This window comes from Bythopirellula superficialaquae (assembly GCF_059632245.1).
The window spans coordinates 287,452-314,091 of sequence record NZ_CP197426.1 but is presented as its reverse complement, the minus strand read 5'-3'; the positions used below and the strand labels follow the sequence as shown (position 1 = coordinate 314,091).

The window sequence follows — 26,640 nt, the reverse complement described above, 5'->3', positions numbered from 1 at the left end:
TGTAACGCCTCTCTATCCAGGGGCTGACGCACCCTGGCTATGAACTTTCGCCACTTCGTGGCTGAGAGAATGCAACTCCGAAGCCGTCAAAAGTCAGAGTTCTATAAACGCCTGAATCACACCCTAACTCCAAAGGAGTTAGAGTCAATAGCCAGGCGGCGTAAGCCCCTGGAAAACAACCACCACCCCGCACCATCAACCCCAACGGGGTGGCAGTCGACAGTTCTCGAATTCAGCTAGCTCAAACGTGATATCGCTTCTTCCAAGATGGTGACTATCTCCGTGTGCCCCTTGTTAGTTGCGATCTGAAGAGGCGTTTCCCTTACCTTGGGATTCGTATACGTAGGTTTTGTATTTTTGCGAGGATCAGCACCGGCTTCGAGGAGCAACTTTACCGCATCTATGTTGCCGAAATGAGCGGCAAGTGCGAGTGCCGTGTTTTCCTCCGCTTCGTTCTCGACCACATTGGGATCAGCACCTGCCTCTAACAAAAGCTCAATGGCGTCGTTATGACAGAGCTGCACAGCGTCAATCAGCGGAGAATAGAATTCTGCCCCTTCAACATCGGCCCCGCAATCCAAAAGCTTCTTAATCGTCGACCGAGACATTTTTTGGGATATGGCATGCTCCAAGGCATACATTCCCGAATAGGCTTCAACATTCGGGTTCGCACCTTCGTCGAGCAATCGGGCAACACAGACTTCTTCTTTGTTCGCAATTGCGATGTGGATAGGTGATATTTCTGGCATCGCTTGAGTCTTTTATTGATGTCAGTCAAGTCTGAACAACGTAGTTTTACACTCCTACCGCCAATTCCCCACCCCCATCCTCGACCGAGCAAAACCGCGCTATGGACGCTATCACGCATTCGAGGCCGAAACCAAGTGCGGAGAGTTTCGTCCTCAGCAACGCATCGACGGAACACATGCCCACCCTGCGGGCGATGAATTGCAACACATCTCCCTCCAGGGGCTGACGCACCCTGGCTATTAACTTTCGCCACTTCGTGGCTAAGAGAATTCAACTCCGAAGGAGTGAAAGTCAATAGCTAGGCGGCGTAAGTCCCTGGACAACAACTAACGCCCTGCACCAATAACCCCAACGGGGTGACAGTCGATGGGCTACTGACAAATGCTGAATTCAGTAAGAAAGATTGCCGAGACCGAAATGGGTGCGATTGGAATACATCTGTAACGCAACGAAGTCACAACATTTAGCCCTTGGAGGCCTCTACTGAATTCATTTATGGCAACCCTTCTGATGACCACTTGCTTCGGGCTTCAAAGAAGCCTTAGCAGCAGCAAGTTCCTTTGCAATAACACGACTCTCATCGTTATCGTGCAACTTTTCACTGAGAAGCGATTCGATGATGACAGGAACATCTCTTGGAATCAATTTGGCAATCTTCCGAAAAGCCCACTTAGTTGCTGTGCTGATGCTCACATGCCTACATTGCCAGTTTACTTCGCTGATATGAACTTCGGCTAATTTCTTTCTAAATCGTAAAAGTATATCGGCCCCAACGCTCATCGTGGGATCAATTTGTCGAGCATGTCCAATATCGAAACACAGTCTTGCTTGTGGAAGCATTTCAAAATACCAAGCCATGTCACGAGCGGTTTGACAAACTCTTTTGCGAGAATCCATATTCTCCAGTAGCAAAAGATCGCCTAATTGCTTCCAAGGCCGAAAATCCTGAATAATATCTGGATGAACGACGATCGGCATACCCATTTCGATTACAGGCCTCAGTTTCTCTACCAATCCGGCATCATTTAGATAATGCAAGCTGCTAGGCGCATGAAAAGAAAGATAGTGAAAGTGTCCCAGGTTTATTGTTGGAAGAGCAGCTAGTAATCCATCTAGTTCATCCTCTCTCAATGCTGATAGTTCGCATGCTCGTATCTCGTCATTCTGCTGAAGCTCCACACCTCTCGAAAAATCGCCCAAAGCCAACGCACCAGTTGAAAATCCAAATACTCTCATCAAAAGACTCCGTACTTTCTAGTATTGTTTTTCAACACTTCATTATCGAAAAACAGGGCTTCCAAAGCCTTTCCAAATTTGCTGCTAATCTCCTTCGCTTCTTTGAATACCTTATCTTCATAAGCGGAATTAAAATCAACATCGTTTTCGAGATGCTTTCTTTTTGATTCAACACCGATCAACTCAAGATATGAATCGTACGCCGTAAATAAGTCATTTGATATTGAATCGCACTTCAACAAATCACATACCCGAGCGAGCGCATCTAAAGGTGTGTATTGCAGCAGGAAGTGACACCCTTCGACTAGACGTTCTTCCACTAAACCAACGTTAATTTCTTTCTCTAAATCTGCCTCCTGCCAAGGCTCACTCTCGTGAAACAATTCACAATCGAAACACAAAAGCAAACCTTTAACGAAGGTCAACTTTCGGGGCATGCGCAATTTGACATTGCGAATCGCCCATTTCTGGTCGGCCTGTTGCCATTTCTTTGCGGCATAGTCAACCGCAAATGTTCTCCACAGCCGAACAACATCGTTCAGCAAAAAACGAGGGCATTTTAGTTTCCCGAGCGATGAATCTGAAACTCCCGGACCGCATACGATATATCGGTTGAGAATCGTACGAATCACTCGTTCTCTGACAGCATCTGCTCCAACAGCCGCTGACTCAAGTAGCAGTAGCATTCGCCGAGTCATGTTGGGATTGGTGTCAGCATCGCCACCGATAAGGTGGACTAACTCATGACTACTTGCCATCGCGCCAAATGCACCAGCTTTACTGGGTGGTTTCATTCCCGCGAGTTGCAGCTTCTCTGTTATCGAATTGACGAGTGTAAAGTGTTGCGGATCGGCAGGACCATCAATTAAGAGTGTCCAATCCACATCGCTTCCGCCAGTTTGCTCGTCGCGAGCAAGCGAGCCAAATACAACTAATGAAGTCTCATCCGGCAGCTGGAAATCGGCGAGCGCAGACTCGATCTCTTTTCTTCTGTGTTTGGCAGCTTCACATGCCTTCTTTATATTAGGTAACGCGAGTCCTAATCGCACCGCAAGTTCGTCCAGCGGTGAAGGAGCCGACGGCGGTTGGAGGGTTTGGGCTGACACTATATTCTCATAAAGTCATCGATTTGCGAGTATTCAAGAGCCTAACAAACTTGCTTGCATATTGTCAGCATTGACAAACTAGAATCTGTTGTCCAGCACCCACCCGTCTTGGCTCGGCATTATGAATGCCCCAAAATTGGCCTTGTATTGCGAAATTACGCAAAAAAGCCCCTACACCTTTCTCAAGGTGCGGGGCTTTTCGACATTTTCAAATTAAAACTGCTCGCGGGCTTCGTTGCCCAACGCTTCCTGCTACGAGCAGTTGTTTGAGAGTTGCGAGTTACGAGCGACGAGTTTCGAGTTCATCTCGCGCCTCGCTGCTCGTAACTCGCGTCTTCTTTAAGAGCATCCCATCGAGTTGCCGCAGTTGTGGCAGAGATAGCAATTGCCGTTGCGGACCGTGATCGCGCCGCAGCCGTCGCACGCCGGGGCATCCGACTGGAAACTGGCGAACTGCTCGTTGCGGTCGCCGCCATCTTCCAGGTCACTCAACATAGCCCCCGCGCGAGCGAGCATTCTGGTGCTTGCACCGTTGGCGTGGCCATTGGTGTAAGGGGCTGGGGACTGGGGGCTCGGGGATGGGTGATGACCATTCGTTTCCCCCTTCCCCTTTCCGCCTTCCGCCTTGGCTCCACCCTGCCCGCCGGACTTCTTGTCGACGGGCTTCAATTCAGAGAACGGGTCACTAACTCCTGACCCCTGACCACCGACCCCTGGCCCCTTCTCCGCGACTCCGAGAGACGCCTCCTTATAGCCGGGCAGGAACTGAATGCCCAACCAGCGGAAGATGTAGTCGATCACGCTCTTGGCGATGCGGATGTCGGGGTTCTTGGTGTAACCCTGCGGCTCGAATCGCATGTGCGAGAACTTGCGAACGTAGTCCTCCAGCGGCACGCCATATTGCAGGCTCATCGACACGCTCGTGCCGAAGGCATCCATCAGGCCGCCGATCGTCGAACCTTCCTTGGCCATGGTGATGAACAACTCGCCCGGCCGGCCATCTTCGAACAAGCCCACCGTGATGTAGCCCTCGTGACCCGAGATGCTGAACTTGTGGGTGATCGATTGCCGCGTGTCGGGGAGCCGCTTGCGGTGTGGCTTGCCGGCCAACGCCGCTTCTTTGTCCTTCTGCTTGTCGGCTTCGGTCGAAGTGTTGAGCGGTTGGCTTTCCTTCGAGCCATCGCGATAAATGGCGATCGCCTTGAGGCCCAACTTCCAGCCGTCGATGTAGGCTTGCGCGATTTCTTCGGTGGTCGTCGAACGCGGCATGTTGACCGTCTTCGAAATCGCACCCGAGAGGAACGGCTGAGCCGCGGCCATCATCGTCACGTGAGCTTGCCAAGGAATGCTGCGGGTGCCGTTGCGGGCTTGGAACGCACAATCGAACACGCTCAAGTGCTCGGGCTCCAAGTCGGCGGCCCCTTCGATCGTGTCCTCACGGTCGACGTAACCCAGGATCGATTCGATGGCTGGCTGATCGTAGCCCAAAGTTTGCAGCGCCAGGGGCACGGTCTGGTTGACGATCTTGAGCATGCCGCCACCGGCGAGCTGCTTGTACTTCACCAGCGCGATGTCGGGCTCGATGCCGGTTGTGTCGCAATCCATCATGAAGCTGATCGTGCCAGTCGGAGCAAGCACGGTCGCTTGGGCGTTGCGGAAGCCGTGGGCCTTGCCCGCGACCAACACGTCGTCCCACAAGTCGCGAGCCGCGTCGACCAAGTAGTCGGGGCACTCGGGATTGATCTCGTCGACCGCAGCGCGGTGCATCTGCATCACGCGATTCATCGGCTGACTGTTGAGCTCGTAGCTATCGAACGGACCAACCGCTTCGGCGAGTTCGGCACTGGTGAGATTGGCAGTACCATGCAGCAAGGCGGTCACCGCACCGCACACCCCGCGACCCTTGTCGCTGTCGTAGGCAATGCCGTCGGACATCAGCAAGCTGCCGAGATTGGAATAACCCAACCCGAGCGGACGGAACAAGTGGCTGTTCTTGGCGATGTCCTTGGTCGGATAGCTCGCGTGATCGACCAGAATTTCCTGGGCGATGAAGTACACGCGACAGGCGGCCTTGAAACGCTCGGCGTCGAACGTGCCGTCCGGCAGGCGGAACTTCATCAGGTTGATGCTCGCCAGGTTGCAGGCCGTGTCGTCGAGGAACATGTACTCGCTGCACGGATTCGACGCGTTGATGCGGCCACTGTTGGGGCACGTGTGCCAATTGTTGATCGTCGTGTCGTATTGCACGCCAGGATCGCCACAGTGCCACGCACAATCGGCCATTCGATTGATCACGTCACGAGCCTTATAAGTTGGGCCCGCCTTGTTGGGATCGGTCACCCAGCGAGTGGTCCACTCTTGGTCCTTCTCGACGGCTTGCATGAAGTCGTCGGTCACGCGCACCGAAAGGTTTGCGTTCTGGAACATGATCGAGCTATAGGCTTCGCCGTTGAAGTTCGATTCGTAGCCACCCTTTTCGATCAGCACATGGGCTTTCTTTTCTTCCTTCCACTTGCACTCGATGAATTCCATCACGTCGGGGTGCCACACCTTGATCGATTGCATCTTGGCGGCGCGGCGGGTCTTGCCACCGCTCTTCACGACGGCTGCGACTTGGTCGTACACACGCATGAACGAAAGCGGGCCCGAGGGCTTGCCACCACCGGCGAGCTTCTCGCGATGCGAACGCAAGGTCGACAGGTCGGTGCCGGTGCCCGAACCGAACTTGAACAACATGGCCTCGCTGCGGGCGAGCTCCATGATGTCTTCCATGTTGTCGTCGACGTGCTGAATGAAGCAGGCCGAGCCTTGGGGGAATTCGTAAGGATTCTCAGGCTGCACGACTTCGCGGGTCACGGGATCCCAACGCCAGTTGCACTTCGCACCCGTCACGCCGTATTGGTGGTACAGGCCAACGTTGAACCACACGGGCGAATTGAACGCGCCATGTTGGTGGAGGCACAACCACGACAGATCGCGATAGAACCGCTCGCCGTCGGCGGGTGACGCGAAGTAGCCGTCTTCGAGGCCCCAATCGGTGATCGTGCGCGACACGCGGTGAATCAGCTGCTTGACGCTGTATTCGCGTTGATCGGTGCCGATCTCGCCGTAGAAATACTTGCTGCAAATCACGTTCGTGGCGAGTTGCGACCAGAACGAGGGAACTTCGCAGTTGGTTTGTTCGAACAGCACTTCGCCGTTCTCGCCCTTGATCGCGGCGGAACGGATTTCCCAGTTCACGGTGCTGAACACATCGTCGACGTCGGTCGGGGCGAAGTTTGCATCAATCTTCAACCGACCATGAAATATCTTCTGAGCTTCGGAACTGCCAATTTTGACGCTTTCGCCAGCCATGCGGGGAGCCTTTGAGGCACGAGCCAATTTTGAATCCGATTTGCCTAAATCAATTGTAGCCACAGCGCAACCTCCTGTTTTTCGGGAGCTGGCCCCTCTTTTTGAGGAGCTGGATAAGGGCATCCATACCTATTATAATGTACATGCGTACACAAGATACGCATAGTTGGATCGGCCAGCCATGCCGATCTGCTGCAATTCCTCTGGTAGGCCGCTCGGTTAACTGGGCCGCTGTTGGTCCCACGAGGCGATTGGTCCACTACCAGATTTTGGGGCTGTACGGGATTGACTCGACAAAATCGAGGGGAAATTTTACCCAAACCACTACATATAGTAGATGATGCCCATCAATCTACTATATGCTGTTGGTCGCGGGAGACGATCATACACCTCTAGGGCGGAGAGTCAATCGAATTTTGTGGTTTCCGTAACCTGCTAGCACACAATACTTTGTGTCGAATGTGATGCCAGCAAGAAGAACCCGTTGCGGTTCTGTTAAGAAAACTGGGGCCCGACACCTCGGCCAAGCGGCTCGTTCCTCAAGGAGATTGAATTCCTGCTACGCCGCACGCTAATCCTGGTCGTAATGAAGCCAGGTGACGTTGCTCTGGCTGATTTTTGCGACTACAAGCCCGTTTTACCGATTCCTTGCCCGGCTTCAGGCACGTGTCAAAAACTTCAAGCTGAAATCCCGCCATGCATCGCCAATCTCTCACGAACCTTTCGCTCCGATGGGGCAAAGCACACGCATTTGTCGTAATTGCCATCCTTTGTTTGACTTGGGTTGCTTATTCAGCCGTTGAAGCCAGTCGCCGTCCCGAGAGACACAGTTTACGGTTAGCGGCCGGCACCACAGTCGATCATCGCTATCAGATTGCCAAACACCTTGCGGCCGAAGCGAAAGAGGCCAAGGTCGACATTACGATCGTACCAATTAGTGGCTTGAAAGCCACGCTCACGGGCTTTGCGACTCGTCAGATCGACGCAGCAATCGTTTCTTTAGGGCTACAAGTTCGTGATGTTGACCATATTCAAATTTTGGCGGGATTAGACGTTGCACCATTGCATATTCTGGCGCGTCGCGAGCTTACCGCGACCAACAAATCGCTATCCGACATTTTCAAGAACCACCGCGTAAACATCGGACCACCAGGCACCAACGACCATGCGATGGGAATCGAAGTTCTAGACTTTTTGCAACTGTCACATGAATGCACTGCGATGAATTGGACCAAGGACGAATTGATGAGTCACGCCGAAGAAATTGTCCAGGCATCTTCAGCAAAACGACAAGAACTAGCCAAAGAGCTTCCCGATGTTGCTCTGCTCGTTGCTTCTCTCCCGTCAAATGTGGTCCAGCGACTGCTCGACACGGGTTTGTACGAGATCGTTCCGTTTCCTTATGCGAATAACTTCCTTTTGTCAGATCCGAACGGTCCGACGGATAACATTAATCGCAATTTTGTCGAACAGACGAAAATTCCAGCCGCCATGTACGTGGGCTCCACCCCCATGCCCGCTGTCGAATGTCCGTCGATTGGACTACGTTCGTTACTCGTGGCTCATCGGGATGTCCCCGCCGAGACAGTGACACGCGTTATGCAGACGGTTTTTGATTCGAGTTTTACTCACCGAATTGCACCACTCCCCCCGAATCGAATTGTCGATTCGATTCGCGCACATGATGCGGCTGAATCGTATTTGCAAAGACAAAAGCCCCTGATCACCGGAGATTTATTCGAACGGTTTAGCGACGGCCTGAGTATCTTTGGTGCTTTTATCGCCGGAGTGCTCAGTCTCTACGGCTATCTGCGTCGTCGCAATGTTTGCAGCCCGGGCGAGTATCTCGAAGAGATTCGCCGCGTCGATGCGCTCGTTTTTGGCAATGAATCGGTTGACGACAATACGCTGAAATGTCCTGCTCTCCACGCTCAAGAACTCGATTCTCGCTTGGTGAAACTTAAGCAAAAACTCATTGAAGACTACTGCAATAATCGCGTTCAAGGGGAACTGGTCTTAATGACCATACTCTCGATGCTGTCTGACAGTCGCGCTCAAATACAGCGAGCCGCAACGCGTACTGAAGAATCTCCGAAATCCTACGTCGTTTCAGCAGAGGAACGTTCACGCGCAGCTTGATCGAGCAGTTGCAGCTCGCGAATACTATTGCAGTTGTAAGCTAACCAAATTCCCAACTGCCTTCTATCGCTGGACTGAGCGGTGACTTCAACACTTTAGCTTCCATGATGGCCGTTTCCCGCCGCGGCCTTGTCGTGCCCATTTCCGTTGTGATGGACCTTCTTTGCCAACCCCCGTGCCTCGGGGTCGGGCCAATTCTCCGGCCAACGCTTCACATACACGTCCATTTGAGGATAAGCCATCTCAAGCCCCGCCGCTTCAAACTTCCGGTTGATCACAGTATTAAGCTCGTGAATTGCCATCAGCCGTTTCTCCATATTCGGCAAGAAGCAGCGCAATGTGAAATCAAGCGTGCTGGCGCCAAACCCATCAAACGTCGCCACCGGCTCGGGATCCTTGAGTATGAGCGGATGTTCACCCGCTGCTTCTCGGAGTAATCGACAGGCGAGGTCCGTGTCCGATCCGTAAGCAATACCAACTTTGATTTCGATACGATTGGTCGTGTCCGAGAGCGTCCAGTTCAACAATCGTTCGGTGATGAGATCCTTGTTGGGAACGATGTATTCCTTGCGGTCGGGATCAAGAATCGTCGTCGCCCGCATGCGAATCCGACTGACCACGCCGGTCTTGTCACCAAGCGTGACGATATCGCCCACGCGGATCGGCCGTTCAAACAGTAGGATGATGCCCGACACAAAGTTGGCGAAAATCTCCTGCAAGCCAAAACCTAGGCCAACGCCCATCGCCGCGACTAGCCATTGGATGCTCGTCCCCGTAAATCCTAGCGATGAATACGCCGTGCTAAGGCCTATGGCCACGAGCACGTAGCGGCTGATGCTCGTAATCGCGTAACGCGAACCGCCATCAAGCGGCAACCGCTGCAGAATGGCAAATTCCATTAACGCCGGTAGGTTGCGCGTTGCGACGTAAGTCACGACCAGCACCAACAAAAAGCGAAACAACTGTCCCCAAGTGAGTGCGTTTTCGACACCCGGTCGGGGGAAAATCGGTTCCTGGCCAAAGTACGCCAGCGCGGGCAACATTTCACCCCACACAAACCAAGCCGACACCAAACCCGCGGCAATCAAACCGGTAAGCACCAACTTTGAGGTTTGCTCGCCTAACGCGACAAGATCCACCGAATCTTCCGCAATATCCGCTGCCTGCAAGGCCGGGGCCTCGTCACTCGCGGTATTGGCTGCGGCAGCCGCAGCTACTTGAGCGCGCTTCTGTTTCGCTTGCTCGCGTGCGAGTCGACGTCGATTCACCAAGATCCACCGCCGCGTTAATCCGCCCAGGATGAGCAAGACCAGTACCACTGCCGCTGTTTGCAAGAGTCGCAGTGTGAGCTGCTGGGCCGTATAGTAATAACCGGCGATCGCCAACAGCGCGAGCAGTGACGGCAAGGCCGTGACCACGGGGGCCCAAATGCGAAAGAATTGCGGCGAGTTGGTTTCGGAATGGTTCATCAGCAACTGCCGAAATGGACTTTGTTGCGAGAGCAACACGCGATACGCCGCGAACGATGTCAGACCCATCACCGCCACGAAGCACGCCCTTCCCAGCGACGAACTCCACAGCTTTTCAACGTTCTGTACTTCCAAGCCGGTGAGCCAGACCACCAACGGCAAGCAGGCCCAAATCAACCACCGCATGTGCCGCCGCACTTGCTGCAAACAGGATTGCGGCCAATTGAAATGGGCGTCAGCAAGTCCCTTCGTCCGGCACAAATGCCGCACGAGTTCTAAGAGCAACAAACACAAAGCCGTGAACTGGAGACTCATCGACAGCGAACGCACAAACTCCGACTCGTTGAGCGGGCTGTCCATCCACCAACCTAAAAAGCCAAGAATCACCGGCCACGGCAAGGCCATCAAAATGGTGATCCATGTTGCTTCGAGCGACGGCCAAAAATCGGTGCTGGTTCGTTTCTCGGCTTCGATCCCCACGACACGCAAACGATTTCGCAAACGCCGGTGCATATACAATGAAAATCCCAACACCACGACAAACAGCAAAACAGCCAACGGCGAACTTCCAGACTTAACCCACAATGCCTTGATCGCATCGTGCCAATTTTCGCGATTAAACGTCCAATTCACCGCATCGACGGCGGGCTCCCAATCAGCCAGCCGCGGAAACGACGTACTGCGAATCCACAACACGTGCTCGGTGATGAAGTCGGCATATTCCTTGGCAGTGATCCGCAACTCATCTTGCGCGGCCGCGAGTTTCGTCAGCTGACGGGAATACGAGTCGTACGTCTCGATCGCTGAGTCAAGGATCTGTAACTCCGCGGTCAGAAGTTCGCGCACTTCTTGCTCGGCGGCGGCTCGTTGATCGGCAGGAATTTTTTCGAGTATCTTCGCTACTCGCTCATCGACGTCCATGTCCTTGATCGTCGACCTGCGATCGATCAAATCGAAGGAAGAGTAAATGGCATCTTCTTTTTCGCGCTCTAAAAGAGCTATTCGCCGGCTGATCGCGCGGCGATCCGGCAACAGATCTTGTTGCTGACGCATCTGTTGACCGCTCGCTTCGGTCAATCCGGCGGCATTCACTCGTTCTTTGCTCTGTGTAAACTCATTATCCCGTTTGTCACGCTCACGAACCACTTGAGCGAGTTCATCTGTCAGCGCCGTACTCTTGGCTGCGATCTCGGCTTGTTTTTCCGCTAATTGAGAGTTTTCTTGTGCAAGTTTGGCAATCGCTTCAGGACGCTCCACAGCAGCCATCCTCGCCGCCTCATTCGCCTGGGCTTCTGTTTCTGCGAGCCTGCGGGCGTCGATGGCCTCATGCAGCGCGGCAAGCTTTTTCTCTTCTTGCGCCAAATACTTAGCCCGATAGTCACGCCGAACCTGGACCAAATCTGGGCTCTTGGTGAAGTACTGCCGCTGGGCTTCCATTTCCTCAAGCGACATCTTCAGCGCGGCCGCGCGACTCTCCAGATAGTTGCGCTCCGCGTTAGCCAACACGTCGGTCGCATCCTTGGTTTCGACCTCTGCTAACTTAGCCTCAACTTTTTCCAAATCCTGTTGTCTTTCGACGACAAGTTGTGGCAATTCGGCCAAGCGCGTCTGTCGATCCTTGGGCTGTTTTTCCGACTTCGCGAGATTCTCACGCGCTAACTGTACGACCTGTTCTTGCCTGGCGAGTTCTTGTTCGAGCTCGACCAAATCGCCTGTGATAAGTGGAGGCGCTTCGTTGGCCAATTGCGATAAGTTCGCCTGAAATTCTGCAAGCTCTTTATCGTACTTATCCGAATTAGTTTTGTGGCGGAGCTTCTCGCTACGGAACTCTTCCAAACTCGCTAGCGAATCGAGCGCTTTCTGATAGAACTCTGCCGCCTTTTTGCGATCCTCTTCCGACAGCCCTGAGGAATCAAGCGTACTCAGTTTTTGGCGGATGTCCTCCTGAGACTGCTTCACTTTCTCCGGTGAAAAGGGCGCTTCCTCATCTTCATTGCGAGTGGGTGCCACCACTTCGGCGGGCGCCTCCGCAGAGGGAGTCTTCGCAGGGGGCGACTCCGCAGAGGGAGTCTCCTGCTCTTGCGCCCCAAGGTGTGGGCCGCAGAGACATAAACATGCGATGGTTAACATCCATCGCGGCCAAAAGAAAAATCGCCGTTGCCAATGATCGCTAGACATGAACATCCGTTTTCCACCTCGCAAAACTCAAGCCAACTTTCCAAGCCAGCTCGTTCCATTGTCATGCGAATCGCTTCAGAACAAAACCCCAGGCCGACGCTGACTTCTTCAAAGACCATTTGGCAGCACAATCACCACGGTGAGCGATTTCCATCCGAAGATGCTAGCATCGTTTTTTGGCAAGAATTATCCCAGCAGTTGCGGATTTGTCCGCCAGATCACCACGTTGAGCACCGCGGCAAATGACACCCACGCGAGATAGGGAATCAACAAGGCTCCGGCCAGCGGTTTGATTCGCCAAAACGTAATGATCGTCCCCACGATCAATCCCCACAGCAGCACAATATCCACCGACGACCACAACCCTTGCTGCCAGCCGAAGAAGAGCCAACTCCACAACGCGTTCGCGGCCAGTTGCACCAGAAATAAAGTGAGCGCCAATTTCGCTCCCGCGAAACCGCGTTCGCGCCACACCAACCACGCCGCGATTCCCATCAACAAATAGAGAACCGTCCACACAGGCCCAAAGACCCAGGCCGGCGGTGCCCAAGTGGGGAGCGTCAACTCACGATAAAAGTCCGGCGCATTCACAGACGCAGCGCCGCCAAGGCCAGCGGCAACAAACGAAATCGCGATCCAACCGATCAAGCCTAATAAGTTTTTCATAGCAATATCCCCCTCCCGATACCCCGGAGGGGCTAGGTGAGGGGCTTCAAAGATTTTTCAGAGAACAAAAATTACACCTAGCGAATACCGCTCAAGGCAACTTGCAAATCTTCTGCCAATTATGGCACAAGCCGCAATAGCTCGCCGAACGTCACCCATGGCTCGCAAAAATCTGCGTCAATCGCTCACGATGAGAGCTTTCCTGTGGCTCGCGCATCACGCCCCACCGACTTGCCTGCCAGATGTCGCCCGTGAGGCAATCCATCGCCGTTAACCACCCATACCTCCAACAAGCCGTGTCGATGCACATGGCAAAACCGAGATCGACAATCTCGCCTTCCTTCTGCTCAGTATGTCCCACGACCACCGGCTTGCGGCTCATGTGCGGGTGCATCTCATTAGGATCGAACAACGTCCATCGCAAGTAATGTTTCGGTTGACGATCCATCGGCACGTCGGGCAGATAGTTCGCGTGAGTGAAGATGATGTCTTCTGTTTCGTAATACGGAACACAACTTTCTAGCATCGCCCAATGCTCGGCCGGCACGTCGCTCAGCTTCCCAGGAAATTTATATGAGGTAAGTGTCGTCGCGCCCCCGCAACTGTCCCAAAAGCGGTACGCCTCTTCGCTTTCCCGCGCGGCCAGCATCATTTCTTCATGGTTGCCTTGGATCAAAACTACCTGGCAGATCCCCTGCAACTCAGCAATCTTCTCCAGCACTTCCCGGCTGTTCCGTCCGTTATCGACCAAGTCGCCCAGAAACACGATGCGGTCTTGCGACGTGGGGGCAATCGCGTCGATCACCGTATCAAGCGCGTGAATACAGCCATGCACGTCGCCGATGGCAATGAGCCGCCCCGACGGATTGTCCATAAAGCTGCCTATTCGTCAGTGTGATTTCGCCTTTTAAAAGTGTGCACAAGATAGCACGAGGCAAACCGAATTGCACGGGTGGAGGTCGTAAAATACTTAACGCCAAGCACTCACCACAAAATACCGCTTACTCGGCGTGATCTCGACCTCACGCCACTCGGCTTCTAAGTACTCTTCGTACCAACGCGGGCTTTTCGTCACGAGCAACAACTGACCGCCCGGTTTCAAGCTCCGTCGTGCCGCATCGATAAATCGTTGACCAATCTCGAAGTCGGCATAGTAAGGAGGGTTCGCGAGCGCCAAATCAAAGGTGCCTGGCTCGGCATATTCGCCTGAAGCGTTGAGTTCCGTCGTGACGTTAGCAAGCTCGTTGAGCTTGGCACCAACTTGCGTGCATTCGACCGCCCGCGCATTACTGTCGACGGCATGCACTTGGGCACTTGGCTCGCGTGCGGCAACAGCCAGGGCCACTGTGCCGGCTCCACAGCCGATATCCAAGACGCGCATTCCAGGTTGAATCGTTGCGGCCTCGAACAAATGCCGCGCGCCGGGGTCGACGTGGCGATGCGAAAACACGCCGGGGCGACTGACGGCTTTGATCAATCGTTCGCCATCGCGAAACACAAACTCCGCGCGAAAGTCCTTCAGCTTCTTCAGCGGTTCCTGCTTGGTCGTGACGTAGACAACCGTATCAGCCAACGCATGCTTGGTCACCTTTTTGAACAACGCGCCCAATTGCTCACGCAGCCACTCATCTTTCGGATTATCGACTGCCGCAACCAGCTTGCCGCCAATTCGCAAGCGTTCCGTGGCCGTCTGCAGCAGTTCGCGGGTGAGCTCCGCCTCGCCACGCATCGAAAACGGCAGCACTGCCAAATCATACTCATCGCGTGGAAAATCCGGCTCGCAGACGATGGAGAGATTGGCTGAGTGATCTTCCCCGGCTGCCAGTCGCTGCTGATGTTGATCGAGAAACCAACAAACAACCTGAGCTTGAGAACGCTCAAGGGCAAACTCATGCGCTGCCTGCGCTCGGCCAACACTAATACATAGAATTCGCTCGCCAGCAAACGTGCGAGCGATTTCGAGAGCACGTTGCTCGGCCGGACGAGGGGGTAACAAAACTAGCCCGTGATCTTGCCGATCTTGACACGCGTCAGCACCGAGCGATGGCCCGTCTTGCGGCGTGAATTCTTGCGGCGGCGGAACTTCTGCACCACCAACTTTTCGCCCTTGTCGGCGCCGATCACTTCGGCGGCTACGCTTGCGCCGGCCACGGTGGGGGCACCCAACTTCAAGTCGCCCGTGCCGGTCGAGATCGCCAGCACCTTATCGAACGTGAGCTTTTCACCGGCCGGCAAATCACGGAAGTCGATGGTAAGTTCCTGACCTTCTTCGACTTTGAATTGTCGTCCACCATCCAAGATGATTGCGTACATGGCAAATAACTCACTACTTAAGAATTGCAACAAAAACGATGAATGCTGGCGGAACGGCAGTCCCCTGCAAGGGCCCAGATGAATCGCCAAACTCCACAATTTACCGGAGCCCGCCCGCCCTGTCGAGGGGGCAATTGGACGGCCCTAAAGTGCATTTTCTCGTAAAAACCGTGGAGTTTCATCCATTCCATACTTTATTCGCCGCTACACTGGCACCACGGAGCAAAACTATGAATATCCGCCCGGGCGACCTGAGCGATCCGCGGGTCATCGATCTCCTTCATTTCCATCTCTCGAGTGCGAGGGAACAAACCGCGCCGGGCAGCGCCCATGCCTTGGACGCGAGTGGCTTGCAGTCGCCGGAGATCGACTTTTGGACCCTCTGGGACGAAGAATACCTCGTGGGTTTTGGCGCCCTCAAAACACTCACGCCGGATCATGGCGAGGTGAAATCGATGCACGTGGTCACGGCTAAGCGCTGCACCGGCGCGGGGAGTGCCCTGCTCCGCCACATCATCGCCGCGGCTCGCGAGAAACACATGTCCCGCCTCAGCCTGGAAACAGGCTCGTGGGAATATTTCGAACCCGCGCGATCACTTTATCGCAAACACGGCTTTGTCGAGTGCGAACCCTTCGCTGGCTACCGACTCGACCGGAACAGTGTTTTCATGACCTTGAAGCTGGAATCCTCGGCATCATTTTAGATATCACGCTGGTTAAGGTTCTTAAACTTCTCTAATCAGCACCGAAGATATCTTCCAGCAGTTCGTCGTCTAACCAATCCGCGTCCTGGGCTGAGATTTCTCCGTAGCGACCACGCGAAGCAATCGAGGCATCAACCAGCAAGCCTTGCACAGTTAACGTGTTCGCCTTTACGGGATTGCTCACACTTTCCAATAGAGTTACACGGTGAATCACCAAGGCGTCATCGTCTTCTGCGGCATCATCGACATCGATCAGCCAACCAGTTGAAAAGTCGCTATCATCCAGCGCGGTATCGGTAATCGCCACCAACTGGGGGGTCGATCCTTGACCGTAATTCGCTTGCCAAACTTCCAAATCATTGGAATCGCCATTCCCTCGTTGCCAAGCGAGAAAATCGCGGCCGTCGACATCGCCATCCTCATCGAAATCGCCGTTTGCCGGTATCTCAGCGACGGTTGGATTGACATTATTATTTGCCTGAGTGGGATCGTTGATCCGTCCCATGAAACTGATAGTCGAAGTGACGTTATCGCGAATTAAAAAGTGGAACGGACGGTTCGCCTCGAATGACTCGTAATCGTTGTGAACCCATACGCCGAATTTCCACTCGCTACCGCCAACGAAGTAAGTGTGATCATCGGCAACACGAAGATTGTAGACCGCTTCAGACGTGTTGGTGTGCAACACTCGCTCCACTTCAATCCAGTCACCATGATTCGTCGAGAGTCGATCTTCGACTTTGATCTCTTCGGCCGGAATCCAGCCGCGACCTCGAACAAAGAAGCGATGGGGGGCAGTCGTGCGAATCGTCTGTCCGCCAACTTGTAGTTCTAGAATATTCGCTTCGCCGTAGAACAATCGTTCAACCATTCGCGGCTCAACTCGACCTTCAAGGTTGTGCTCGTCGCGGGCCAGTACATAGTCGCCTGCCTGCAGTTCTTCGATTCGTTTCTCGCCCTCGGGAGTCATCACGGGCGTTCCAGCTGCGAAGCACACGGCAAATTCTATCTCGGTCGCAGCAGCGGCTTCGGTACCCTGCTCGTTGACCGTCAATGTCGCCTTATGGAACACCTTATCAATAAACACTCCTGCATCTGTCATCTCCGAAAAGTCCGCTCCACCACTAAATGCCGTAGGCATTCCCAACCCACTCAAAAGGTTGTTGAAATTCGTGGCAACCGTAACCTCGAACTTCGGTAGCAAGATGTCATCCGTGTAGGAAAGATAGCGGGAGCTTTCGAACCACTCATTAATATCTGCCAAAACACTGCTGGATAGTGTTTGGTTCGACCATCCTGTTGGCACGATAAGGACCATGGATGAATCGCCACCTTGGAACGGCATTTCCAACACCTGAAATCCGCCAATCACCGTGCGATACACGTTCGCCTGCGTGTACATCATGGGTGTAAAGATGTAATCATCAATTTCGTCTTCGTTCTCTTCGCGCAAATTGAAAAAACCCGACTCCGTCGTGTATAGGGGATCAAATGGCTGTTGCCAAAGACCCTTAAAGTACACCGTATTGGTCAACACCATGTATGTTTCGGGAGTCAAGCCATCGACCAAGTCCTCAATCTTCCCGTGGGTCCGATCCTCAACCCAATTGTTGATGATGTCCTCAGCCTGCTCAGCGTTTGAATAATAGTCGAGAGCCTGCACGTGGCCACCGTACTCGTTTTCAACAACGTTGGCGAAACCGCTATTAATTGACGCCCCCAATTGCGGCCACATTGCATTGGCTACGGAGATTTGAAACCCCACGAGCGGGTCCGTTTGCGAATTTAATAATGCCATCAATTCGCCGTATGAAGTGTGGATTCCTGGCTCAGTGCCAACGTGCAACACATTGGCCATTTCCGACGCGGTTTGTCCGGCAGCACCCGCATATGCCATGGTCAATGCAGACGCAACACTCAATGGCGAAAAAAACAAATTGCCCGACTCGTTCTGCATGTGCTCGTAGGCGTCGTAAGCAAATAGATTGATCGCTTCGGCCGCGCGAGATGCCGTCAATAGCCGACGATCCTCCAAGGGTTCCACTCTCAATTGCCTAGGACGGCAAGGATCTTGGTAAAACGAATGACGTGGCAAACGAGTGCTCTGAGACATGCCGTGCTCTCCGCTCCTGTGAGAATAGACAGCTAATGATCGGTCAGAAAAGTGCGATGCTTCTCCGTAGTCTAATGGCAATTGCCTACCGATTCAACAATCCGGTTGTTTTGCGTACAACAAAAAACGCGGAGGGCATAAGCACCCTCCGCGTGAATCTTAACTTTTTAATAATTCTCGGCTTATAGGCCGGTAATTGGTCGCTGCTACTCCACGAACCGAATCTCCCGACCCGATGCATCTTCGCACTCGATTTTCAAGAATTCCGGCGAAACGTCTTCACGGCTCAGAACCTGAACTTGCAGGTTGTATTCGTCTTCCATCCGCGTGAGCTCGCGGCGTTTGCGGTTGTTCAGGTAGTTGGCGACTTCTTCTTCGCAGGTCACCGACACGCGGGCAATGCGCTCATTGTGGGCACACATTAAGAGTTTGCGAATCACTTCAATCGCCATGCTCTCGGCCGACTTCACCAACCCCGAGCCGGTACACGACGGACATTCCTTGTAAACGCTGCGCCGTAAACTGGGACGGATACGCTGCCGCGTCATTTCGATCAAACCAAACGGGCTCGTTCGCAAAATCTTCGTCCGCGCGCGATCTCGCTTCACCGCGTCACGCAGCGTACGCTCCACCGTGCGGCGGTGCCGTTCTTTCCGCATGTCGATAAAATCGTTAACCACCACGCCACCCAGATCACGCAGCCGCAATTGCCGAGCGATTTCCTTGGCCGCGATTTGATTCAATCGGAATGCCGATTCCTCGGCCGAGCCGTCGGTGCGGAAGCTACCGCTGTTGACGTCGATCGCCACTAGGGCCTCGGTTTGATCGATCACAATCGAACCGCCACCCTTGAGCGGCACCTGTCGTTGATTGATCCGCGCGATCTCTTCGTCGAGCTTGTTCTTATGGAACAACGGTTCCTTGCCTTCGTAGAGAGTCAATCGATTGACGTAGCGCGGCATGACGATCTGCAAAAACTCTTTCGCCCGTTCATAGGCCTTCGGTTCATCGATCACGATGCTGTCGACTTCATTCGTAAAGATGTCGCGGATCGTGCGAATGATCATGTCGCTTTCTTCGTAGATGTCGACCGGCCCGGTGGTCTTCTTGATCCGCCGTACGATCACCTTCCACAGCCGCAGTAAGTACGCCAAGTCGCGCGACAATTCTTTCTTTGTTCGGTCGGTCCCCGCCGTGCGGACGATGAACCCCAAACCCTTGGGTGGATTCAGTTCGCGCAAGATATCCCGCAAGCGGCGACGGTCACCGTCGTCTTCGATTTTGCGAGACACGCCGATTCGCCCCAGCGCTGGCATCAGCACCAAGTAACGGCCTGGAATGCTGATGTAGGTCGATAGCGTCGGACCTTTCGTGCCGATCCCTTCCTTGATCACCTGCACGAGCACTTCATCGCCCCGGCGGAAGATCTCCTGAATCGGCGGCTTCACGCGCGGGCGCACCCCTGGTTTGGCACGTCGCACTTGAGTTCCACCTCGGCCATTACGGCTCTTTTCCGCGGGGCCGTCTTCGGTCCAGTCTTCATCGTCGTCACTACCGCCACCCTGCGAGCCATCGGCATCAATAAGCTTGGCGGGGTCGTAGCCACCCTGACGAAAATACTGCGGTTCCACGTCGCTGATGTGCAAAAACCCATTGCGACCCACGCCAAAATCGACGAATGCCGCTTGAATGCTCGGCTCGAGATTAACAATGCGGCCCTTATAGATATTACCGACGTAATTATCCTGGCTGCTCCGTTCGACGTAGAGCTCTTCGAGCACATTGTCCTCGACGATCGCGATCCGGCATTCTTCCGGCTGGGCGACGTTGATCAACATCTCCTGTTTCATAACGTTTCTTTCTGATCCATGCGTCACGCATCCTCAACAGTGTGAGAGTTCCTTCGCAACGCGGGTGTTCTTGAATGTGGATGGCAAATGCGCGAAACGCAGGGCGCGCTTGCGTGCCTGGCGGAGTATCCCGATGGGACAACTCGCCGGCGACGGGCCGTTCGTTTCTGGAAAAGAGATTTGCCATACACGCCACAGTACTTGGTGTTGCTTGGTTGCCACTGCTGGCTTGTCCAGCAGTGAATCACCTCACAACGGTAATTCGGGAAAAACTTTATGCAGTTCTTCTTTCAGGTAATTTTTTACGTCGCGCGCCGATTCCAATTTCAACACGTGCTCGGCGACCCGAACGCATTGATCCGTCGAAACGCTGCGACACACTCGTTTAATTTCAGGCACGGCCGAAGGGGTCACGCTGAAACAGCGCATGCCCAATCCGACGAGCAACATCGTGTACAAAGGATTGCCACACATTTGCCCGCACATGCTGATCGGCACGTTATGCTGGTTGGCCGTGCGGACGGCCATTTCGATCATGCGGATCACTGCCGGATCGGCGGCCGTATAAAGGTTGGCCACGTCCTTATTGCTGCGATCCACGGCTAAACAATATTGAATCAAGTCGTTCGTGCCGATGCTGAAGAAGTCCACTTCGTCCACGAAACGATCCATCATCATGATCGCCGACGGCACTTCAACCATCATGCCGACTTTCACGGCGCGGTCGAATGGCACGTTGGCTTCTTCCAAATCTTCCATCGCGTCGGCAAGCACCATGCGGGCCTGCCGTAGTTCCATGATCGTGGCGATCAAGGGGAACATAATTCGCACTTCGCCGAGCGCGCTGGCTCGCAGAATGGCCCGCAACTGCGTGCGGAACAAATCTCGATTGCGAAGCGCGAGTCGAATACTCCGCAAACCCAAGAACGGGTTGCGTTCATCTTCGGGATCGGGCAGCGAACGCATCTTGTCCGCTCCCAGATCCAAAGTCCGCATCACGACGGGCATATCCCCCATGGCTTGCACCACTTCGGCATACGCTTCGTAATGATTCTCTTCGCTGGGATCGTCATCGCGACCCAGGTACAAAAACTCCGTGCGGTAGAGGCCGATTCCATTAGCCCCCCGCTGTTTGCATTGCTCGACCTCATGGGGAAACTCGATGTTCCCCATCAACTGCACGATTTGGCCGTCCTGCGTGATGGCTGGCAAATCGCGCAAGACTTCTAATTTCGCGGCGAGCGAACGCTGCTCTTCGACTTCGTGCCGATACTTGGCGAGCGTTTCCTCGTCGGGCCGCAGAATAATCTGCCCCTGGTCACCATCGATGATGACCGTATCGCCCCCCGACACGTCGGTGAGGAATGGCCCCACGCCGACAATCGCGGGGATGCCCATACCCTCGGCCACGATTGCCGTGTGGCTACCTGGGCCGCCGATTTCCGTGACCAACCCCAGCGCAAATCTCGGATTTAAGCTCGCCGTTTCGCTCGGCGTCATTTGATGCGCGAGCACCAACACCGGCGACGTAATGTTGGCCAGTTCTTCGCGGCTGCGCCCCAACAGATTTCGCAGAATCCGCTTCTCGATATCGAAAATGTCGTTCGCCCGCTCGGCCATGTACTTGCCTTGCAGCGATTGAAACACTTTCGCATAGCGCCGCAGCGCGCGGCTGACGGCATACTCGGGCGAATAATGCCGCACGCGAATCATTTCTTCGATTTCGTCGTGCAGGCGCTGATCGCGGAGCATTTGCAGATGCGCGGAAAAGATGGCCGCGTAGTCGTCGCCCAATTGTTCGGCGACGTGCTTGCGGTTCCGCTCGACTTCAGCCTCGGCTGCTTTGAAGGCTTTCCCTAGACGCAGCAGTTCTTCTTCGACCGCATCGCGCGGAAGGAACCGCCGAGGAATGCGAAATCCCTCGTTGTCGAGTACCAAGGCCTCGCCAATGGCGATCCCCGGTGAGACGGCGATACCTTGCAGGCGTTCCATTGCGCCCTCGCTTCACACGCCAGCTACGCAGGCGAGAGAGCACAACGGCAGTTCGCAGGACAGCAGCGAGCATTTCGCTCGCTGTCTCAACAGATCAGGCTATTGAGTTTTTGTCACGCATTGCTCCGATTCGCGTCGTCAACAACTGCTGTTTAGCGCTCCGTTGTTGCGACATGTCGTCGTCACTTATTTCCGTGTGTACGCTCGCGCCCAGTGCGTTGACTGGACAACCATGTTTCTACAGCCAGAAAGTTGCGACTGTTTGCGCCCAAGGATGACAATCCCTGGGAATCTCAGTCCCATGATCACGAGTGTTTATCCCGTGCTCTCCTGGCCAATGACTTCGTCGGCCGCGAAATCGCTCTCCACGAGGCGAACGATTGCGTCCAAAGCTGTTTCCGCGTCGGGCCCTTGAGCCTCGACAAGTATTTCGGTCCCTTGCACGGCCCCCAGCGTCAACACATGCAAGATGCTCTTCGCATCGACGCGCTGACCGTTGCAAATAAGTTCAATCTTTGATTCGTAACTCAACGCCGTACGCGCCAGCAACTGAGCTGGCCGCGCATGCAGCCCCTGCTCGTTCTGAATCACCACCGTTCGTTGTGCGCAAGGCAAATTCATCGTTATTAAAATGACCAATGACCAAACCATAAGTGACCAATGAAAAAACCATTGGGCATTCGGTCATGGAACATTGGACATTTCCTTATACAAACTGATTGTTGTCGGCTTCTTCGAGCAATTGCCACACGTCGCCGGGCTCTTTGCTCTGCTTCAAGAAACGACAGAATGTTTCGTCACGCAGTTGCCGCGAGATATTCTCGAGTGCCCGCAGGTGATCGCCCGGACGATCCGGCGGCGACACGAGCATAAACAGCAAATGTACTTTTTCGCCGTCGAGGCTATCGAAATCGACGCCCGAATCAATCACGGCGACCGTTCCGACCAATTCCTTCACGCTGGGGTGCTTCGTGTGAGGCACCGCCACGCCACGGCCAATCCCCGTGCTGCCCAATTCTTCTCGCTTGAGGATCGCTTCGACGATGCTCTCATGTTGGTCGGCTGGAATCTTGCCCGCTTCGAGCAACGCATTCGCCATCGCGCGAATCACTTGCTCTTTATTGTCGACGTCGAGATTCGTTCGAATTGCATCGCGACTTACAAAATCAACAAACTTCATGATGACCTTCTACCTCGATTGCTTAAATGACGGCTCAACTCGCGCCGACAATTCTTCCCCACCGGTTTCCCAGCGAGGAAGTTTTTCAATGATAAAATGATAACTTGCTATTATTCTTCAACGCGAACTCGGCATTGCTTACCGAGACCGCCTGTAACCTTATTCGTCTGATTCGTCGTCTCCCACGGGAACCTCAACGTGCTTGGCTCCGGGGCCCCGATGACGCTCCTGCAAGCGTTCCTTATACTTACGCAACTGCTGTTCGATCTTGCCAGCCGCGCTGTCGAACGCGTTAAGCAGCGTGTCGGAAGTTGCGTGAGCCACGAAATCGTGCTTGTGCTCGGCCGAACAATTAATCGCCACTTGTGGAGCCTGCTCGTCGTTCAAATCCACGATGAGCTCGATCGACATCAAGCGATCAAAAATCCGGGCAAACTTTTCGGCCTTGGCCTTTAACTTCTCCTGGCTGGCCTCGCTAAGATGGCCATGCCGAACTGAAACGCTGATCTGCACCGGTGCAACTCCTGAATTCGCCGCGTCGAGCGCGCCGAGAGAACGTCAATTTGCCAAAGTCACGACGGACCGCCCACGCAGCGGGTAGCGGAGCTAACCAGCAGGTGCCGTCCAGCACCCCATTCTAGCGGTTTCTGGGCCAATCGACAAACCGACTCTTTCGGGGAAAAGTGCCTTCATGCCGGGTGATCTTACGCCAAGTCAAGCAAATTTTGGCGTGTTACGCTGCTTGACGAAGCTCGCGGGGTTTGCTTGTTACCGCCCTCTCCGCCCCGTCGAAATCACGATCGCCATGCCAAGAAGCACCGCGCTCGCCGGTTCAGGAATCACCGCGGCAGTATAGAGATAAGCCCGTGCCACTGCCGCTTGATTATTCAGTTCCCAGATATTAAGCGTCCCCGTTTGGGCCCCATTGCGACCCCAAAACAGGCCGTAGTGACCGCGCGGATCCCGTTTGTTGTCGTGCAACCAATGGAGTGCCCGATCCACCCGTTCGAGCCAATTTGTGTTGCCATCGTGCCGATAAAGGTTGACCAACCCATCGACCAATTCAAAGGCCCAGTAGCCTTCGTCGTTGATCCGACCGGTTGCACTGTCGAAATACCGCGTCAGCGATCGCAGTCCGATCCGCCGGGCTTCGGTCAGATAAGCCGTCGAACCCGTGGCATTGTACAGCTCAAGATTCGTCGATATGGCGATCCCCGCCGAGTTCACCAAATCGACGCCGTCCCTCATGTTCGTGGCAATGTTCCAGCGTTCGCTGAACAATCCATTCGAACGCTGGATGTGCGTCTTCGACCACGTAAGCAGCCGCGTGGCGTCGTCCAGATATTGTTGCTCGCCCGTGGCGTTGTACAGCATCGCCGCTCCCCGCGCGGCTTGCAGCGTCGAGATCGCGTCTTTCGATGAAAAATCGAACTGCTTGAAATAGATCCCCCCGCCCGCCACCGAATCTTCGCCTTGCAACACAAACGCATGGGTTTGCTTGGCACGATCAAGAAAGACCCGGTCTTTCGTCAGGTTGTAGGCTTCGGTAAGCGAAACCACCAAATGGGCGTTGTCGTCGTAGAAACGATCGCCACCTCCTGCGCCCGATCGATACCCTGCGTTCCAATAGCGGGTGTGCAACTCATCAGAAAAATTGCGCAGCACAGTGGAATATTCTGTCGGATCCATCTGTGTCAGCGAGTTCAACGCACGAAACTGGGTCGCCGCTGGCCAAACAAACGCGTGACCGTTGAACCCACCGCTTTGCGCGCCATTGATCGCCGCCATTTCGGCGTACAAGCTCGACCCCGGCTTTTTGAGCGAACTATCAATTGCGTTGGCGGTTTCGAATCCCCAAGTCCGCAAAGTTTTGAAATCGATTTGCGCGTGCGCTTCGAAGGCACACAGACTCAAAATGGAGATGCACAGGCACGCAACAATTAAAGGTAAGCATTGACGCACGGCAGGCCTCTTCACAACGGGGATAGCGGATAAGCGAAAGTTCGAGGGCGGTGCCGGAATCACTCGAACTGATGACAGAGAAATTCGATAATAGTCTCTCGCGATACACGCCACTACCGCGATCGTTTAAACGACGCCGCACGGATATGATATGTTTGGCGAACTTCCCGCGTAAGCGGGGAGGAATTTACCGGCTGGAGTCTGCCTCAGACGGATGCGCAGTTCCTGCACAATGCCAAGTTGGAAGTCTTGAAAATGATCTCCAAGTCGCTCGCGGCTTAGCGAAACTGCAGAAGTCCGCTCAATCCAACACGCCCACAATGTTCTTGAACAACGGGTCATTGCGCAGCGGATCGAAGTCGGGTTCGTCGGCGATGAAGTCGCGGAAATTGCCGTCGATGTTGAGAGCGCGAGCTAAACTCCGCAGCGCGTGGCGGCGATCGCGGGCCAAGCTCCAATAACACGCCAAGTTGTAATGCAGCACGGCTTGGCCTGGTTCGATCGTGACGGCGTGTTCCAGGGCGTCAATGGCCTTGGGCATATCGCCGATTCGTTTGTAGCACCAACCGAGCGCCATCCACACGTGCACGTCGTCAGGGATCAGTTCCAAACAACGACGCAAGGGAAAGATTGCTTCGCGGTAACGACGTAGTTCACGCAATGATTCGCCAAGCAAGTAACAACCGCGTGCGTCGCCATGAACGATTTTGCCCTGACGCTGCAAGCTGCGCAAGGCATGCTCGGGCATGCCAAGTTCGAGGTAACCCTCGGCTTCGCGACGGGTACGTTGCAATCGTTCTCTAAGAGGGGGAGACATGGGAAGCAAGGCAATACTCGGACGAGAACTGGGAATCGAAAAGAAAGTTGAAGAGACTACTTTGATTTTACTCGCAAAAGTGCGCGACTCAAAAAGTTTTGTGAAAAATTGCGCGCTTGTTTTCAAGTTTCGAGCAACACGCTCCGCGAAACGAGAGTTGCCCGAAGGTGTCGATTGCGCGCGAAGGGCAAACTCTGCCTGTGCAGCTCAGCGCTGCTGATGTCAGCGCGCTATCCACAGCGCGCACTTGCAATTTTTGCATGTTGCTTTTGCTCAACAACATCCGTTGTCTTTCAGCAACGGCGGGCAACTACGCTGGCGAAATCTTCGGGGATTTTCGCTAATTCGCACCACGGAATGTCTCTTGCGATAAGCCGTGCCATGGTCGCTCCAGGGGAGCGACATCACTGCTTTTCTCTCTTCTCCGAATGGCGTGCCGTGCTTCGCTCTTTGTTGATCATCGCAACCGTTGCCACCCTCAGCGGTTTCCTGAGCCATCTCGAATTCGCCAAGGCGGATCGGCAAGTGCAGACCGCGATTCCCGCCTGGGTGCGCACCGTCGACGGTTGGGAACCCAGTTCCGTGCTGACTGCGGAAACCGGCGGCGAGATTTCTCCGGCGTTGCACCCGCTGCTAGTGGCGGGCTTTCTGCTGGCCGCATCGGTGTTTGTGTTGCTGGCATTTCCGTACCCTAAGTCGCAGTAGCACAAGTACTTCCGACTTCATCTGGTGTATTCCGGAATTTATCTGCACGAAACATCGCCTTGAATCGCACTATTACTTTCAGACAAACGCCCGCAGGCTTTTCGGG

At 54.3% G+C, this 26,640-nt stretch carries 20 protein-coding genes; 3 read left to right on the top strand and 17 right to left on the bottom strand.

Annotation, left to right across the window (positions count from 1 at the left end):
- Positions 1-236: 236 nt before the first annotated feature.
- From SH678x_RS01345 to SH678x_RS01330, 4 genes are all read right to left on the bottom strand, one after another.
- The gene (locus SH678x_RS01345) at positions 237-749 is read right to left on the bottom strand and encodes an ankyrin repeat domain-containing protein (protein WP_496921083.1); all 513 of its coding nucleotides are present in this window, start codon (positions 747-749) and stop codon (positions 237-239) included.
- Positions 750-1,239: 490 nt separating this feature from the next.
- Entirely contained in the window at positions 1,240-1,986 is a 747-nt protein-coding gene (locus SH678x_RS01340) for an IolE/MocC family protein (protein WP_496921082.1), read from the bottom strand.
- On the bottom strand, positions 1,986-3,092 hold the full coding sequence (locus SH678x_RS01335; protein WP_496921081.1) for a DUF294 nucleotidyltransferase-like domain-containing protein: 1,107 nt from the start codon (positions 3,090-3,092) through the stop codon (positions 1,986-1,988). Before SH678x_RS01335 ends, SH678x_RS01340 begins: the two co-directional genes overlap by 1 nt.
- A 339-nt stretch (positions 3,093-3,431) precedes the next feature.
- Positions 3,432-6,446: a vitamin B12-dependent ribonucleotide reductase gene (locus tag SH678x_RS01330; RefSeq protein WP_496921080.1), complete on the bottom strand. Its 3,015-nt coding sequence runs from the start codon at positions 6,444-6,446 to the stop codon at positions 3,432-3,434.
- Positions 6,447-7,142: 696 nt separating this feature from the next.
- Between SH678x_RS01330 and SH678x_RS01325 the strand changes: the two genes are divergently transcribed.
- Positions 7,143-8,585 carry a TAXI family TRAP transporter solute-binding subunit gene (locus tag SH678x_RS01325; protein ID WP_496921079.1) on the top strand — a complete coding sequence of 481 codons (1,443 nt, stop codon included), beginning with the start codon at positions 7,143-7,145 and terminating at the stop codon, positions 8,583-8,585.
- Between the two features lie 95 nt (positions 8,586-8,680).
- On the opposite strand, the gene SH678x_RS01320 is transcribed toward SH678x_RS01325, so the two are convergent.
- The 5 genes from SH678x_RS01320 to rplU form a co-directional block, all read right to left on the bottom strand.
- On the bottom strand, positions 8,681-12,232 hold the full coding sequence (locus SH678x_RS01320; RefSeq protein WP_496921078.1) for a mechanosensitive ion channel domain-containing protein: 3,552 nt from the start codon (positions 12,230-12,232) through the stop codon (positions 8,681-8,683).
- A gap of 186 nt (positions 12,233-12,418) precedes the next feature.
- On the bottom strand, positions 12,419-12,898 hold the full coding sequence (locus SH678x_RS01315) for a TspO/MBR family protein (RefSeq protein ID WP_496921077.1): 480 nt from the start codon (positions 12,896-12,898) through the stop codon (positions 12,419-12,421).
- 151 nt (positions 12,899-13,049) lie between these two features.
- Positions 13,050-13,772 carry a metallophosphoesterase family protein gene (locus SH678x_RS01310; RefSeq protein ID WP_496921076.1) on the bottom strand — a complete coding sequence of 241 codons (723 nt, stop codon included), beginning with the start codon at positions 13,770-13,772 and terminating at the stop codon, positions 13,050-13,052.
- 96 nt (positions 13,773-13,868) lie between these two features.
- Positions 13,869-14,894 (bottom strand): class I SAM-dependent methyltransferase, encoded by a 1,026-nt coding sequence (locus SH678x_RS01305; protein ID WP_496921075.1) that lies wholly within the window; start codon positions 14,892-14,894, stop codon positions 13,869-13,871.
- Positions 14,895-14,896: 2 nt separating this feature from the next.
- Positions 14,897-15,211, bottom strand: a complete 315-nt coding sequence (rplU, locus tag SH678x_RS01300) for a 50S ribosomal protein L21 (protein WP_496921074.1) — start codon at positions 15,209-15,211, stop codon at positions 14,897-14,899.
- A 230-nt stretch (positions 15,212-15,441) separates the two neighbouring features.
- Between rplU and SH678x_RS01295 the strand changes: the two genes are divergently transcribed.
- On the top strand, positions 15,442-15,915 hold the full coding sequence (locus SH678x_RS01295) for a GNAT family N-acetyltransferase (protein ID WP_496921073.1): 474 nt from the start codon (positions 15,442-15,444) through the stop codon (positions 15,913-15,915).
- A 31-nt stretch (positions 15,916-15,946) separates the two neighbouring features.
- On the opposite strand, the gene SH678x_RS01290 is transcribed toward SH678x_RS01295, so the two are convergent.
- The 8 genes from SH678x_RS01290 to SH678x_RS01255 form a co-directional block, all read right to left on the bottom strand.
- The gene (locus tag SH678x_RS01290) at positions 15,947-18,028 is read right to left on the bottom strand and encodes a serpin family protein (RefSeq protein WP_496921072.1); all 2,082 of its coding nucleotides are present in this window, start codon (positions 18,026-18,028) and stop codon (positions 15,947-15,949) included.
- Positions 18,029-18,234: 206 nt separating this feature from the next.
- A complete protein-coding gene (locus tag SH678x_RS01285) occupies positions 18,235-19,878 on the bottom strand; it encodes an Rne/Rng family ribonuclease (RefSeq protein ID WP_496921071.1) in 1,644 nt (547 codons plus the stop codon).
- Between the two features lie 249 nt (positions 19,879-20,127).
- Positions 20,128-21,870: a phosphoenolpyruvate--protein phosphotransferase gene (gene ptsP / locus SH678x_RS01280; RefSeq protein ID WP_496921070.1), complete on the bottom strand. Its 1,743-nt coding sequence runs from the start codon at positions 21,868-21,870 to the stop codon at positions 20,128-20,130.
- Positions 21,871-22,185: 315 nt separating this feature from the next.
- Positions 22,186-22,491 (bottom strand): HPr family phosphocarrier protein, encoded by a 306-nt coding sequence (locus tag SH678x_RS01275; protein WP_496921069.1) that lies wholly within the window; start codon positions 22,489-22,491, stop codon positions 22,186-22,188.
- Positions 22,492-22,576: 85 nt separating this feature from the next.
- Positions 22,577-23,050, bottom strand: coding sequence for a PTS sugar transporter subunit IIA (locus tag SH678x_RS01270; protein ID WP_496921068.1), 474 nt, complete (start codon positions 23,048-23,050; stop codon positions 22,577-22,579).
- A gap of 159 nt (positions 23,051-23,209) precedes the next feature.
- Positions 23,210-23,563, bottom strand: coding sequence for a ribosome hibernation-promoting factor, HPF/YfiA family (gene hpf / locus SH678x_RS01265; protein WP_496921067.1), 354 nt, complete (start codon positions 23,561-23,563; stop codon positions 23,210-23,212).
- A 255-nt stretch (positions 23,564-23,818) separates the two neighbouring features.
- Positions 23,819-25,012: a glycoside hydrolase family 76 protein gene (locus tag SH678x_RS01260; protein WP_496921066.1), complete on the bottom strand. Its 1,194-nt coding sequence runs from the start codon at positions 25,010-25,012 to the stop codon at positions 23,819-23,821.
- Positions 25,013-25,313: 301 nt separating this feature from the next.
- Positions 25,314-25,805, bottom strand: a complete 492-nt coding sequence (locus SH678x_RS01255) for a TPR end-of-group domain-containing protein (RefSeq protein ID WP_496921065.1) — start codon at positions 25,803-25,805, stop codon at positions 25,314-25,316.
- A gap of 462 nt (positions 25,806-26,267) precedes the next feature.
- Between SH678x_RS01255 and SH678x_RS01250 the strand changes: the two genes are divergently transcribed.
- Positions 26,268-26,534, top strand: coding sequence for a hypothetical protein (locus SH678x_RS01250; RefSeq protein WP_496921064.1), 267 nt, complete (start codon positions 26,268-26,270; stop codon positions 26,532-26,534).
- The last annotated feature ends 106 nt before the right edge of the window (positions 26,535-26,640 follow it).

Excerpts from the sequence above, each read along its gene's own strand:
- SH678x_RS01325 (WP_496921079.1), top strand. The coding sequence starts at position 7,143 with ATGCATCGCCAATCTCTCACGAACCTTTCGCTCCGATGGGGCAAAGCA.
- SH678x_RS01295 (WP_496921073.1), top strand. The coding sequence starts at position 15,442 with ATGAATATCCGCCCGGGCGACCTGAGCGATCCGCGGGTCATCGATCTC.
- SH678x_RS01330 (WP_496921080.1), bottom strand. The coding sequence starts at position 6,446 with ATGGCTGGCGAAAGCGTCAAAATTGGCAGTTCCGAAGCTCAGAAGATA.
- SH678x_RS01315 (WP_496921077.1), bottom strand. The coding sequence starts at position 12,898 with ATGAAAAACTTATTAGGCTTGATCGGTTGGATCGCGATTTCGTTTGTT.
- SH678x_RS01285 (WP_496921071.1), bottom strand. The coding sequence starts at position 19,878 with ATGAAACAGGAGATGTTGATCAACGTCGCCCAGCCGGAAGAATGCCGG.
- SH678x_RS01290 (WP_496921072.1), bottom strand. The coding sequence starts at position 18,028 with ATGTCTCAGAGCACTCGTTTGCCACGTCATTCGTTTTACCAAGATCCT.
- rplU (WP_496921074.1), bottom strand. The coding sequence starts at position 15,211 with ATGTACGCAATCATCTTGGATGGTGGACGACAATTCAAAGTCGAAGAA.
- SH678x_RS01310 (WP_496921076.1), bottom strand. The coding sequence starts at position 13,772 with ATGGACAATCCGTCGGGGCGGCTCATTGCCATCGGCGACGTGCATGGC.
- SH678x_RS01270 (WP_496921068.1), bottom strand. The coding sequence starts at position 23,050 with ATGAAGTTTGTTGATTTTGTAAGTCGCGATGCAATTCGAACGAATCTC.
- SH678x_RS01345 (WP_496921083.1), bottom strand. The coding sequence starts at position 749 with ATGCCAGAAATATCACCTATCCACATCGCAATTGCGAACAAAGAAGAA.
- SH678x_RS01275 (WP_496921069.1), bottom strand. The coding sequence starts at position 22,491 with ATGAATTTGCCTTGCGCACAACGAACGGTGGTGATTCAGAACGAGCAG.
- ptsP (WP_496921070.1), bottom strand. The coding sequence starts at position 21,870 with ATGGAACGCCTGCAAGGTATCGCCGTCTCACCGGGGATCGCCATTGGC.
- SH678x_RS01320 (WP_496921078.1), bottom strand. The coding sequence starts at position 12,232 with ATGTCTAGCGATCATTGGCAACGGCGATTTTTCTTTTGGCCGCGATGG.
- SH678x_RS01340 (WP_496921082.1), bottom strand. The coding sequence starts at position 1,986 with ATGAGAGTATTTGGATTTTCAACTGGTGCGTTGGCTTTGGGCGATTTT.